General features: G+C 65.2%; 6 protein-coding genes. 1 reads left to right on the top strand and 5 read right to left on the bottom strand.

Going from position 1 to position 13,419, the window contains the following annotated elements:
- Positions 1 to 4 precede the first annotated feature (4 nt).
- The 5 genes from treZ to HAP47_RS11515 are packed head-to-tail and all read right to left on the bottom strand — an operon-like array spanning position 5 to position 11,259.
- A complete protein-coding gene (treZ, locus tag HAP47_RS11495; RefSeq protein WP_173638146.1) occupies positions 5 to 1,777 on the bottom strand; it encodes a malto-oligosyltrehalose trehalohydrolase in 1,773 nt (590 codons plus the stop codon).
- Entirely contained in the window at positions 1,774 to 3,846 is a 2,073-nt protein-coding gene (gene glgX, locus HAP47_RS11500; RefSeq protein ID WP_173638145.1) for a glycogen debranching protein GlgX, read from the bottom strand. Before glgX ends, treZ begins: the two co-directional genes overlap by 4 nt.
- Positions 3,847 to 3,849: 3 nt before the next feature.
- Positions 3,850 to 5,997, bottom strand: coding sequence for a 1,4-alpha-glucan branching protein GlgB (glgB, locus tag HAP47_RS11505; protein ID WP_173638144.1), 2,148 nt, complete (start codon positions 5,995 to 5,997; stop codon positions 3,850 to 3,852).
- Positions 5,994 to 9,299, bottom strand: coding sequence for a maltose alpha-D-glucosyltransferase (gene treS / locus HAP47_RS11510; RefSeq protein WP_173638143.1), 3,306 nt, complete (start codon positions 9,297 to 9,299; stop codon positions 5,994 to 5,996). The genes glgB and treS overlap by 4 nt, the downstream gene beginning before the upstream one ends.
- 10 nt (positions 9,300 to 9,309) lie before the next feature.
- Positions 9,310 to 11,259: an alpha-1,4-glucan--maltose-1-phosphate maltosyltransferase gene (locus HAP47_RS11515; protein ID WP_173638142.1), complete on the bottom strand. Its 1,950-nt coding sequence runs from the start codon at positions 11,257 to 11,259 to the stop codon at positions 9,310 to 9,312.
- Between the two features lie 203 nt (positions 11,260 to 11,462).
- Between HAP47_RS11515 and malQ the strand changes: the two genes are divergently transcribed.
- Positions 11,463 to 13,409 carry a 4-alpha-glucanotransferase gene (gene malQ, locus HAP47_RS11520; RefSeq protein WP_173638141.1) on the top strand — a complete coding sequence of 649 codons (1,947 nt, stop codon included), beginning with the start codon at positions 11,463 to 11,465 and terminating at the stop codon, positions 13,407 to 13,409.
- The last annotated feature ends 10 nt before the right edge of the window (positions 13,410 to 13,419 follow it).

Consider the following 13,419-nt stretch of genomic DNA (forward strand, 5'->3'; position numbering starts at 1 on the left):
TGTACTATCCGATGTGCCAGCGCACCGCCCAGCCGGGGAGGTCGTTCGACAACGCGCCGCCCCAGATCGCAGTTCCCTTCGGTTCCGCTGCGCCGCTGATCTCCCGATCCGACAAATTGGCTTCCAGCCAGAGCGTGCGGCCGTCGCCCATCCGCCAATGCGCGGTCAAGAGATCGCCCGTGACGCGGTCGCCGCCGAATCGTGCCCCGATGAGCCGCGGTGTGATCTCGCGCCGCCGCACGGCGAGCAGGTCGCGTACCAGCGCGAGCCGCGCGCGGGCGGGATCGTGGCCAAGCGCAGCCCAGTCGAGCACAGCCGATTGCACCGTCTCCTCGGCGAGCGGGTCTGGAATGTCGTCGCCATATTTGGCGTAGGCCCAGGCGAATTCCTTGCGCCGGCCGGCGCGGACGGCGTTGGCGAGGTCGCCCTTGAAATCGCAGAAGAACGGGAAGGGCGTCGTCGCGCCCCATTCCTCGCCCATGAACAGCATCGGCGTGGTCGGCGCGATCAGCGTGACCGCGAGCGCCGCCTCGATCGCCGCCGGTTTTGCAATGCTCTCGAGACGATCGCCCAGCGGCCGGTTGCCGATCTGGTCGTGGTTCTGCAGGAAGTTGATGAAGCACATCGGCGACAGCGCGCCGCTCCGCTCGCCGCGGGCCTTGCCGCCCCAGAATGTCGAGACTTCACCCTGGTAGATATAGCCGGACGACAGCGCGCGTGCGAGGTCCTGCTTCGGCGTCCGGTAGTCGCCGTAGTAGCCTTGGGATTCTCCGGTCAGCAGCACATGCCAGGCGTGATGATAGTCGTCGTTCCATTGGCCGCGGAATTTGCCGTGCGGCGGGTCCTCGGCGGCATCGAGCAGGCTTGCAATGTTGTCGCCGTTCTCGAGCACGAGGTTGATGCGCCGGCCGGTCTCCGTGGCGAGCTTGCCGGCAGCCACGCTGAAGTCATGCAGGATGGAGATTTCGCCGGCTTCGACGATGGTGTTGACGGCGTCGAAGCGCAGCCCGTCGAAGCGATAGTCGCGTAGCCAGTTGACGACGCTGCCGATCGCAAACGCGCGCACCTCGGGTACGCGATAATCGATCGCGCTGCCCCATGGCGTATGCGCGTCGCTGAAGAAGGCGGGCGCATAGCGGCCGAGATAATTCCCCTCCGGCCCGAAATGGTTGTAGACCACGTCGAGCATCACCATAAGCCCGCGCAGATGCGCTTCGTCGATCAGGGTCTTGAGGTCCTCGGGGCGGCCGTAGGCACTGTCGGGCGCATACCACAGCACGCCGTCATAGCCCCAGTTGCGCTTGCCTGCGAAATCCGCCAGCGGCATCAGTTCGAGCGCGGTGATGCCGGTTGCAACCAGATGATCGAGCTTGTCGATCATGGCGCGGTAGGTGCCTTCCGACGTGAAGGTGCCGACATGGGCCTCGAGGATGACGGCCTCGTGCCAGGGCCGGCCGCGCCATTCCGTCGCGCGCCATTTGAAGGCTGAGTGATCGATCACCTCGCTCTGGCCGACCAGGTCGTCCGGCTGGAACGCGGAGGCCGGATCCGGCACATCGACGTCGTCGTCGATGCGGAATCTGTAACGCGTACCGGCGCGCGCGCCCGCGATCTCGGCGATGTACCAGCCGGCGGCATCGCGCGTGAGCGCATGCGCATCGCGGCTTCCCGTATGCGGCTTGTCGAGCAGGAGATCGACACGCTTCGCCGCCGGCGCCCAGAGCCGGAAGCGCGTGCCATCAGGGGTCAGTTCGGGTCCGAAATGCTGCGCACTCATGCGGAGCCTGCGAATGCCAGGACCGAGCGCGGCGGTGCCGTGGTGTCGGCGCCGGCTGCGAATTGCTCGGCCGTTTGTTCTGCCATGGTCGTGTTCAAGACTTGCTGCCAGCTCGTGTATTCCGCCATCCGCGGCATCCTGAATACGATCTCCTGCGGCGCGGCGTTCAGCACGATAAAGATCGGCGCCTGCCCTTGTTCCATCGGCCCCAGCACGTAGGCGAGGAACCGGCTTTCCGGGAATTTCCAGTCGGACTCCGTCATTTCCTCCGCTGATGGCGTCAGCCAGATCACGCCATAGGTGCCGTCGGCGCGGCGCCCGTCGAGCCAGCTCTGGCAGCGGATCTGGCCGAAGCGCTGGCGCAGCGCGGTGAGATGACCGATGAAGGCGACGGCGTCGTCGTCCGTGCCGAGGTTCTCCCAGCCGATCCAGCCTGTTTCGTTGTCCTGGCAATAGGCGTTGTTGTTGCCGGCTTGCGTGTTGGCGACTTCGTCGCCGGCAAGGATCAGCGGCGTGCCCTGCGCGAGCAGCAGGCAGGCCAGTGCGTTCTTCCTGAGCTGGCGGCGCAGCGCGATGATCGCGGGATCATCGGTCGGGCCTTCATGGCCGCAATTGTTGCTGTGATTGTCGTTCGAGCCGTCGCGATTGTCCTCGCCATTGGCCTCATTGTGCTTCTCGTTGTAGCTGAAGAGATCGGCGAGCGTGAAGCCGTCATGCACCGTGATGTGATTGACGCTCGCGCGGGTCGCGCGGTTGTCGTGGTGAAATAGATCCGAGGACGCGGTCATGCGGCCCGAGATGTCACCGATCAGGCTGCCTTCGCCGCTCCAGTAGCGCCGGATCGCGCTGCGATAGCGGTCGTTCCATTCCGACCATTGTGACGGAAACGCGCCGACCTGGTAGCCGCCGAGACCGAGGTCCCAGGGCTCGGCGACCATCTTGGCGGTTGCCAACACCGGGTCTTGGCGGATCGCGGTGAGGAAGGGATGGTTGCGATCGAATCCGTTGGGCCCGCGAGCCAAGGTCGTAGCGAGATCGAAGCGGAAGCCGTCGACATGGCAGACCTCGACCCAGTAGCGCAGCGAGTCCATCACCATCTGCAGCACGCGCGGATGGGTAAGGTTGACCGAGCTGCCGCAGCCGGTGAAGTCGTCGTAGAAGCGCGGGTTCTCGCGGTTCAGCCAGTAGTAGGAGGCGTTGTCGATGCCGCGGAAGCACAGCGTCGGGCCCATGTGGTTGCCCTCGGCGGTGTGGTTGTAGACGACGTCGAGCAGCACCTCGATGCCGGCATCGTGCAGCCGCGCCACCGTGGTACGGAACGAGTCCAGCGCATTGTCCTGGGCGTAGCGCGCCTCCGGCGCGAAGAAGGCAATGGTGTTGTAGCCCCAGTAATTCGAAAGCTTCTTCTCGACCAGGACGCGGTCGTCGATCAGGCCGTGGATCGGCAACAGCTCGATGGTGGTGACGCCGAGCCGCTTGAGGTGGTCGATCATCGCCGGCGACGACAGGCCGCCATAGGTGCCGCGCAGGTTCGGCGGCACGTCCTCGCGCTTCTGCGTCAGGCCCTTGACGTGGGCTTCATAAATGATGGTCTCTTGCCAGGGAACCTGCGGCCGGATCTCGCGGCGGCCCCAGTTGAAGGTCTCGTCGACCACGACCGCCTTGGGCATGCCGCGGGCATTGTCGCGCCGGTCGAACGAAAGGTCCTCGCGCGCGCTGCCGGTACGGTAAGCGAAATGCGCATCGCTCCACACCAGCCGGCCGGCGAGCCGCTTGGCATAGGGATCGAGCAACAGCTTGTTGGCATTGAAGCGGTGGCCGCGCTCCGGCGCGTAGGGCCCGTAGACGCGATAACCGTAGAGCTGGCCGGGCGAGACGTCGTTGAGATAGCAATGCCAGACGTCCTCGGTGCGCTCCGGCATCTTGATCCGCTCGAGCTCGCGGCGGCCCTGGCCGTCGAACAGGCACAGCTCCACCTTCTCCGCGTTCGCCGAGAACAACGCAAAATTGGTGCCTCTGCCGTCCCAGCTTGCACCGAGCCGTGCGGACGTACCCCCGGTCAGTCGCATGGATCAGCTTTCCGGTACGAGAAAGATCGCGGCCAGCGGCGGAATGGTCAGGCTCAGCTCGGGCGTGGCGCCCTCCGAGGCACGGACCTCGCCGATATTGCCGACATTGGTGCCGCCGTAATGGGAGGAATCCGAGTTGAACACCTCATGCCACTTGCCCGCGAACGGCACCCGGACGCGATAGTTGCGGTAGACGTTGGGCGAGAAGTTCAGGACCACGAGGCAGCGGGCGCGCGCATCATTGCCCTTGCGGATCCAGCCGAACACATTGTTGCTCGCGTCGTCGGTGATGACCCATTCGAAGCCAGCCTGGTCGCAGTCGAGCTCGTGCAGCGCCGGCAGCGCGCGATAGAGCCGGTTGAGGTCGCGGACCAGGTTCTGGATGCCGCCATGTCTCGGCTGTTGCAGCAAATGCCAATCGATCGAGTGGTCGTGATTCCATTCGCGCTCCTGGCCGAACTCGCAGCCCATGAACATCAGCTTCTTGCCGGGGTGGCCGAACATGAAGCTGTAATAGGCGCGCAGATTGGCAAAGCGCTGCCAGTCGTCGCCGGGCATGCGGCCGAGGATCGAGCGCTTGCCGTGCACGACCTCGTCGTGGGACAGCGGCAGGATGAAGTTCTCCGAGAAGGCGTAGTGCAGGCCGAACAGGATGTCGCCGTGATGGAATTTGCGGTGGATGGGATCCTTGCTGATATATTTCAGCGTGTCGTGCATCCAGCCCATGTTCCACTTGTAGCCGAAGCCGAGCCCGCCATATTCGACCGGACGCGACACTTGCGGCCACGCAGTGGATTCCTCCGCCGCCGTCATCGCCTGCGGGAAGTGTGCGTAGAGTTCGGTGTTGAAGCGGCGCAGGAAGTCGATCGCCTCGATGTTCTCCCGGCCGCCATATTTGTTCGGAATCCAGCCGCCGGCCGGACGGCTGTAGTCGAGATACAACATGGAGGCGACGGCATCGACGCGCAGCCCGTCGACGCCGTAGCGATCGAGCCAGAACAGCGCGTTCGACACCAGGAAGTTGGTGACCTCCGTGCGTCCGTAATTGTAGATCAGCGTGCCCCAATCGAGGTGACGGCCCTGCAGCGGATTGGCGTGCTCGTAGAGCGCGGTGCCGTCGAAATTGCCGAGACCGTGCGGATCATCGGGGAAATGCCCGGGGACCCAGTCGAGCAGCACGGCAAGGCCTGCGCCGTGGCAGGCGTCGATCAGCGCGGCGAAATCATCAGGCGAGCCGAAACGGCTGGTCGGCGCGAACATGCCGGTCGGCTGATAGCCCCAGGAGCCGTCGAACGGATGCTCGGTGATGGGCAGGAATTCGATATGGGTGAAGCCCATGTCGCTGGCGTAGGCCGGAAGCTGCTCCGCCATCTCGCGATAGGTCAGCCACTCATTGCGGCCCTTGCGGCGCCACGACCCGAGATGGACCTCGTAGATCGACATCGGCGAGCTCAGCGCGTTGACGCGATCGGGTGCCGGACGCGGATGCGGGATCTTGCGCTCGTCGATCACGATCGAGGCGGTCTTCGGGCGCACCTCGGCGGCGAACGCCAGCGGATCTGACTTCAGCGGCAAATGCTGGCCGTTGCGCCCGATGATCTCGAACTTGTAGTGGTCGCCGACGCGTGCGCGCGGGATGAACAGCTCCCAATAGCCCGGGCCGCGGACGCGCATCGGATGGCGCCTTCCATCCCAGAAATTGAAGTCGCCGACCACGCTGACCCGCCGCGCGTTCGGCGCCAGCACCACGAAGCCGATGCCGTCGACGCCGTCGAGCATCATCGGATGCGCGCCGAGCGTGTCGTAGACGCGCAGATGCGTCCCCTCGCCGAGCAGATAGAGGTCGAAATCGCTCAGGATCGGCGGAAAGCGGTAGGCATCCTCCAGTTCAACGACGTTGTCGCCGAAGCGGGCGCGGAGCTGGTAGCGCGTCGAGCCGTTCGGCAAGGGACCCGCGAACAGGCCGGCGTCATGGATTTTGGCCAGCGGCGCCGCCTCGCCATGCTCCCCGATCGCCTCGACATTGCTGGCATCAGGCAGGAAGGCACGCACGACGTTGCGATCCCCCTCGGCATGAAGCCCGAGATAGTGGAAGGGATCGGAGTGGCGGCCCTCGATGATGGCATAGGCCTCGGCGGGCAGTTTGGTCATGCAACCTCATGCGGCTGTTGGGCCAGGAGTCTCAACAGGCCAGTCAGTGGGACGCGGAGCCAATCCGGTCGGTTGGCCAGCTCATACTCGATCTCGTAGAAGGCTTTCTCAAGCAGGAAAAAGTTGAGCAGGCGGTCGGCCGCCCTGGCGTCGGCAGGCCACAGCCGCTGGCCGGCCATGGTTTCGCGATAGGCCGCCAGCAGGGCATGCGCGGCCTGGTCGCGCCATTCGGCCAAAGCGAGGCTCAGCCTGCCGCTCTCGTCGGGCGCGACCTTGAGAGCCCGTTCCAGCGCGGCAGTCGCGGCATAGTCGATCGAGCGGATCAGGCCAGCGACGTCGCGCGCCGCCGGCGCTCTGCGGCGCCGCTCGGCGATGGTGCGGCCCGGTCCGCCATCAAAATCGATGATGAAGATGTCGTCCTTGACGACCAGCAACTGACCGAGATGCAGGTCGCCATGATGGCGGATGCTGAACCCGTCGGTCTCGCGCGGCAGCAGCGCCTTGAGCCGCTCCGGCAGCATGTCGTGCTGGGCCTGCAACTGATCGGCCAGCAGCCGGTCGGCCTCTTTCAGGGAGCCGCGCCGCTGCCTCAGCGTATCGAACACGCGCTCGGCGCGCGCCATGATCTCGTCGCTCCAGCGCTGCAGGTCTTCGGGCCTGGTCGGTTCGGGCGCGAAGTCCGGCAGGTCGCGGTTGCCAGCGAGCGCGATGTGCAGCTCGGCGAGACGTTTTCCGCCGTGCGACAGATGGCGCAGATAAGTCGCATGATCACCGTGCTCATCAGGATTTTCGCTCGCCGCCAGCAGGCGCTGCCGCTCGACGAGGCGATCGAGGTGCGCAGCGGCCACGGTCCAGAGGTCGCCCTGGTTGACCACCATGGCGTGCAGCACCGCGATCGCGCTGCGATTGGCTCCCTCCACCAGTTCCGAAGTGCCGAGCAATGCCGGTGTGTTGGGGAAATTGACCACTTCGGTAAGGAAGCGGCCCATCTCGATCTCCGGATTGATGCCGACCTCGATCTTCCGGTAGATCTTGGTGACATACTCATTGTCGACCAGAGCAGTCGAATGCGGCTGGTCGTTCTCGAAGACGCGGATCCGCTCCGGCTGCCGGACCGGGCGGTCGGAGAAGCGGCTGGTCGGCCGGAATTCGAGCTTCAGGCCCTGTTCGCCCTCGTCGACCGTGAGGTTTTCCCTGAGATTGCGCAGGAACAGGCCGGTGAAGATCTGGTCGGTGGCGACATCGAGCAGCGTGCCCTCGCGCGCGCCCTGACGGATCGCGGCAAAGGCGCGCGGGTTGTAGCGCTCGCGGTCGAAGCGCACCCATTCGATCTGCATCGGCAGCACGTAGCGGCTGGTGGTGCCGCGCTCCGTGGTTTCGAAGAAGATCAGCCAGGGCCGGTTGTCACCGATGTCGCAGAACGGAATCGCGGACACCAGCGTCGGCTGGATCGCTTTCGCGGAATGCTCCGGGTACCAGCGCGAGCGAGCGAGATGGCCGGGCAGCACGTCGTGCTCGAACACGCCGCGCTCCCGCGCCAGCGACGTCCAGGTCGAACCGAGCGGCACGACCAGCGTCTCGAACTCCGGCACCGCCCGCGGCTTCACCGGCTCCGACTTGTCGCGCTCCTGCAGCTGGAACCAGTAGAAGCCGTAGGGCGCCAGCGTGATCATGTAGGGCAGCTCGCCGATCGCCGGGAAGCGCGTGCGTCCGAGCATCTCGAGCGGAATGCGGTCCTTGAAGGCGGAGAGGTCGAGTTCGGTGGCCTGCGCCGAGCGCGACAAATTGGCGACGCACAGGATCGCCTCGCCCTGGTATTGCCTGACATAGGCGAGCACCGAGCGGTTCTCGGGGCGGATGAAGGTCATGGTGCCGCGCCCGAAGGCAAGCGTCGACTTGCGCACCGCGATCAGCCGCTTGGTCGCCGACAGCAGCGACGACAGACTGCGCGACTGCGCCTCGACATTGACGGCCTCATAGCCATAGACCGGGTCCATGATCATCGGCGCGTAGAGCCGCGCCGGGTCGGCGCGCGAGAAGCCGCCGTTGCGGTCCGGCGACCACTGCATCGGCGTCCGCACGCCGTTGCGGTCGCCGAGATAGATGTTGTCGCCCATGCCGATCTCGTCGCCGTAATAGATGATCGGCGTGCCGGGGAACGACAGCAGGAGCGAGTTCATCAGCTCGATCTTGCGCCGGTCGTTGTCCATCAGCGGCGCAAGGCGGCGGCGGATGCCGACATTGATGCGGGCGCGCGGGTCGTTGGCATAGGTCGACCACAGATAGTCGCGCTCGACGTCGGTCACCATTTCCAGGGTCAGCTCGTCGTGATTGCGCAGGAACAGCGCCCACTGGGCGGCGGCCGGAATGTCGGGCGTCTGCCTGAGGATGTCGGTGATCGGAAAGCGGTCCTCCTGCGCGATCGCCATGTAGATGCGCGGCATCAGCGGGAAGTGATAGGCCATGTGGCATTCGTCGCCATGGCCGAAATATTCCTGCACGTCCTCCGGCCATTGATTGGCTTCGGCCAGCAGGATCTTGCCCTTGGCATAGGCGTCGAGCTCCTGGCGCAGCCGTTTTATGATGGCATGCGTCTCCGGCAGGTTCTCATTGTTGGTGCCGTCGCGCTCGCACAGATAGGGAATGGCGTCGAGCCGGAAGCCGTCGACGCCGGTATCGAGCCAGCGCTTCATCACCTGCACGATGGCGCGCACCACGCGGGGATTGTCGAAATTCAGGTCCGGCTGGTGCGAGAAGAAGCGGTGCCAGTAAAACTGGCCGGCTTCCGGATCCCAGGTCCAGTTCGACTTCTCCGTGTCGGTGAAGATGATGCGGGTATCGAGGTATTTCTGGTCGGTGTCGCTCCAGACGTACCAGCTGCGCGCGCTCGAATTCGGCGGGCTGCGGCGCGCGCGCTTGAACCAGGCGTGCTGGTCCGAGGTGTGGTTGATGACGAGTTCGGTGATGACGCGCAGACCGCGCTTCTTGGCCTCCTGGATGAAGCGCTTGAAGTCCTTCATCGTCCCGAAATCGGGATTGATGTCGCCATAGTCCCCGATGTCGTAGCCGTCGTCGCGGCCGGGCGAGGGATAGAACGGCAACAGCCACAGCGCAGTGACGCCGAGCTCCTGCAGATAGCCGAGTTTCTCCGTCAGGCCTGCGAAGTCGCCGATGCCGTCATTGTTGCTGTCGGCGAACGCCTTGACGTGCAGCTGGTAGATGATGGCGTCCTTGTACCACAGTTGGTCCGCGGTCTCGGTCGCGACCTTCTCCTGGGTATTGACGGAGGAGAATACGTTCATGACGGCTCCTTCAGGCGACACAGCGCAACAGCAACGCGGGATCGCGCGCAGGATCCAGACGCAGGCGGATGCCACCCCATTCGAGCGCGTGGCGCTCGCCGGTGACAAGGTCTTCCACGGCGGCGACGGGGCGGCGGGCATCGCCAAGGCCGACCGTGACGTCGCCGAGCGGAAGCCAAACGTCGCGAGGCTCGGACGATAACGCAATCGCGGCCACGATCACATTGCCCTGATCGGCCGCTTCCTTGACGAAGCCGATCACGCCGCCGTCATCGACATTGATAAAGCGCAGATTGGCGAATTGTTGCAGGGCCGGATTGCCGCGCCTGATCTGGTTGACGGCCGCGATATAGGGCTTGATGTTCCCGGCCTGATCCCAGTCGCGAACCCTGATCTCGTACTTCTCGGAGTTGAGATATTCCTCGCGGCCGGGCACCGGCGTGTGCTCGAGCAGCTCGAAGCCGCTGGTGATGCCGTAGTTGCTTGAAAGCGTCGCGGCCAGCGCGAGACGCGACTTGAACATCCAGGATTCGCCGCTTTGCAGGTGGAAGGGCAGGATGTCAGGTGTGTTGACGAAGAAATTCGGCCGAAAGAAGTCGCGATCGGGATAGGATATCAACTCGCCGAGATACTGTTCGAGCTCGGAACGCTGCGTGCGCCAGGTGAAGTAAGTGTATGACTGCGTGAAGCCGAGCTTGGCGAGGCCCTTCATCAGTTTCGGCCGCGCGAAGGCCTCCGAAAGGAACAGCACGTCCGGATCGCGGTCCTGCACCTCGCGGATCAGCCATTCCCAGAACGCCAGCGGCTTGGTGTGCGGATTGTCGATCCGGAAGATTTTCACACCCTGTTCGACCCAGAACAGCACCACATCGCGCAGCCCGCGCCACAGCGCTGCGGCATCCTCGGATCCGAAATCCGGGCTGACGACATCGTCCCAGCGCTGCGGCGGATATTCGGCCGTGCGCATCGATCCGTCCGGACGCCGCTTGAACCACTCCGGATGCGCCGTCAGCCAGGGATGATCGGGCGAGCATTGCACGGCGAAATCGAGCGCAGCCTCGAGGCCATGGGCCCGGCATGCCGCCACGAAGGCGCGGAAGTCGTCGAGCGTGCCGAGCTCCGGATGGACCGCGTCGTGGCCGCCCTCGGCCGCACCGATCGCGTAGGGGCTGCCGGGATCGCCCGCCTGCGCGATGGCGGCATTGTTGCGGCCCTTGCGATGGGTCCGCCCGATCGGGTGGATCGGCGCCAGCAACACGACGTCGAAGCCCATCGCGGCGATATCGGGCAGCCGCGCGATGCAGTCGTTGAAGGTCGCGTGCACGCCCGGTGTCTTGCCCTGGCTGCGCGGAAACATCTGGTACCAGGCGCCGCTGCGCGCCCGCGGCCGGTCGGCGGTGAGGGGATAGAGCTGCGATCGCATCAGGTCGCGGCGAAACTGGCTGTCGGCCATCGCCTCCCGCAATTCCGGTACGAGCAGCGCGCCCGGCTCGCCGGTCTGCAGAAAGATTTCGCACTGCCTGATGATGATTGCGGCCGCGGCCGGGCCACCGGCCTGCGCCCGGGTCAGCATGCCCGCACCTTCGACGGCATCCAGCGTGTGGTCGCCACCGTCGCGCTGCTTCTGCTCGAAGCGATGCCGCCAGCTGGCGAATTCGTCGGTCCAGGCCTCGATTGCGAAGCTGTAGCGGCCGGGTCGGTCGGGCACGAAGGCGCCGCCCCAGCGGTCGTCGCTGTGCGGCGTCATCGGCGCGTGTTGCCATTCGCCGTCGCCCTCATGTCGCCACACCAATGCCGCTGCGATCACATCACGTCCGTCACGGTAGATGTCGGCCCACACCTCGACAGGTTCGCCCGCGATGCGCTTGACCGCAAAGCGGCCGCCATCAACCGACGGATAGACATCGGTAATATGAAAAGTGCTGTGGGCACTCTCGACAGGCCGGGCGGTTTTGTTCACGGTGATGCCGCCATTGAATAGGCAAATGAAGTCCCGGCGCCGGGAAGGAGGCACGCCAGACCCATATAGAAAGCCGCTCGCCGGGCAATGGTTCCCGGTGGGAACGCCGGATAGGGTAGAGCGTTGAACATCAACTATCCCTTTCCCGTATCTGTACAATTTAGCAACGATCCCAATACCGTTGCGAGCAGGCAGCGTGCCGAATGGACCTTTACGCCAAAGCCCAGACCCTGGGAATCCAGACCGAGTATATCGATGGTAGCGGTCACCGCCGTGTGACAACCCCCGAGGCGCTGACGGAGATCCTCGCGGCGCTGCCGCCCCAGGCGCCGCGACGGATGATCGCCGATCCCGTGGTGGTCAGAGGGGGCCAGCGTGGACAGACGCAGCTCGCCGAGGCGGCCCGGCTTCCGGTGCAATGGAAGCTCACCAACGGCACGACAGTGCTCGCGCAAGGCGAGGCGCATGAGCGGAGTGTGACGTGGCCGTCGGGCCTGCCCGAGGGCGTGCACCGGTTGCAGCTCAAGGACGCATCGGGCAACGAGGAGCTGCCGTTTCTGGTGGCGCCGGACGGCGCATTCGGCGGCGTGTTCGACCGCTGCTGGGTGATCGCGGTCCAGCTCTATGGCGTGCGGTCCGCGCGTAACTGGGGCATCGGCGACTTCACCGATCTGCAGGGCCTGCTCGAATTCGCCCATCGGCTCGGCGCCGACGGCATCGGGCTCAATCCGCTGCATGCGCTGTTCGACGATCGGCCTGGCGATTGCAGCCCATACTCGCCGAACAGCCGGCTGTTCCTCAACGCGCTTTATATCGACGTCGCGAAGATTCCCGAATTCCGCGCCGATGCCGAGACGCAAGCCGCGCTGGCGCAGCTCCGCAGCCGAGACATGGTCGACTACATCGGTGCCGCGGCGCTGAAATGGCCCGCGCTGCGTGCCGCCTTCGCGGCCTTCAAGGCCAATCCCGGCCTCGGCCGCTGGCAGGATTTCGAGGCCTATCGCAAGGAGCAGGGCGTGCTGCTGTCGCGCTTCGCCTGTTTCGAGGTGATGCGGCACAAATTCAACACGCCATGGTGGGAATGGCCGGACCAGTGGCGTCAGCCCGACGATACGGCGTGCGCGAAATTGCGCCGGGCGCGCGACACCGCCACTGAGGTCGAATTCGTCGAATTCGTGCAATGGACCGCGGACCGGCAGCTCGGCGCCTGCCAGGTGCTCGCGCACAAGCTCGGCATGCGGGTCGGACTCTATCTCGACGTCGCCGTCGGGGTGCAGTCGGATGGCTTCGACGCCTGGAATGAGCAGATCGCGATCTCGCGTCATCTCGGCGTCGGCGCGCCGCCCGACCCGCTCAACACCGCGGGCCAGGACTGGGGGCTTGCCGGCTTCAATGCCGCGGGCCTCGAGCAGCGCTCGTTCGAGCCGTTCAGGCAGATGCTGCGCGCCTCGATGCACCATGCCGGCGCGATCAGGCTCGATCACGCCTTCGGGCTGAAGCGGCTCTATCTGGTGCCGCGCGGCTTCGGCCCGGCCAATGGCGCCTATGTGCTGATGCCGTTCGAGGCGCTGCTGGCGGCGACCGCGCAGGAGAGCGTTGCAAGCCGCTGCGTCGTGATCGGCGAAGACCTCGGCACCGTGCCCCCGGGGTTCCGCGAGCAGATGAACGGCTGGGGCATCTGGTCCTATCTCGTGATGATGTTCGAGACCGACGACCAGGGCGTCTTCCGCAACGCCGACTACTATCTGCCGAACGCGCTGGTGACGTTCAACACCCACGACCTCTCGACCTATGCCGGCTGGCGCTCGTTCAGCGACCTCAAGACCAAGCGCGCGCTCGGGATCGATCCCGGCGAGACCGACCAGGGGCGCTGGAATGCGCTCGGCCATCTCGACGACGAGCTGCGCCGTCACGACATCCAACACAATGATTTCTATTCGGTGGTGAACTTCATGGCACGGACGCGGTCGCGGATGATGGCGGTTTCGATGGAGGATCTGCTCGGCATTGTCGAGCAGCCGAACATCCCCGGCACCGTCTATGAGCATCCGAACTGGAAACGGCGGCTGCCGGTCTCGATCGAGCATCTCGCGTCGGCGATCGATATCGACGCGCTCAAGCGTGCAACCCGCGAGCGGTCGCACGGCTGACAACGCGGAG

It is taken from the genome of Bradyrhizobium sp. 41S5 (genome assembly GCF_011516665.3).
Classification (GTDB): Bacteria; Pseudomonadota; Alphaproteobacteria; order Rhizobiales; family Xanthobacteraceae; genus Bradyrhizobium; species Bradyrhizobium quebecense.

Bases quoted from the DNA above. Each gene is read 5' to 3' on its own strand.
- treZ (WP_173638146.1), bottom strand. From the start codon at position 1,777: ATGAGTGCGCAGCATTTCGGACCCGAACTGACCCCTGATGGCACGCGC.
- glgX (WP_173638145.1), bottom strand. From the start codon at position 3,846: ATGCGACTGACCGGGGGTACGTCCGCACGGCTCGGTGCAAGCTGGGAC.
- glgB (WP_173638144.1), bottom strand. From the start codon at position 5,997: ATGACCAAACTGCCCGCCGAGGCCTATGCCATCATCGAGGGCCGCCAC.
- treS (WP_173638143.1), bottom strand. From the start codon at position 9,299: ATGAACGTATTCTCCTCCGTCAATACCCAGGAGAAGGTCGCGACCGAG.
- malQ (WP_173638141.1), top strand. From the start codon at position 11,463: ATGGACCTTTACGCCAAAGCCCAGACCCTGGGAATCCAGACCGAGTAT.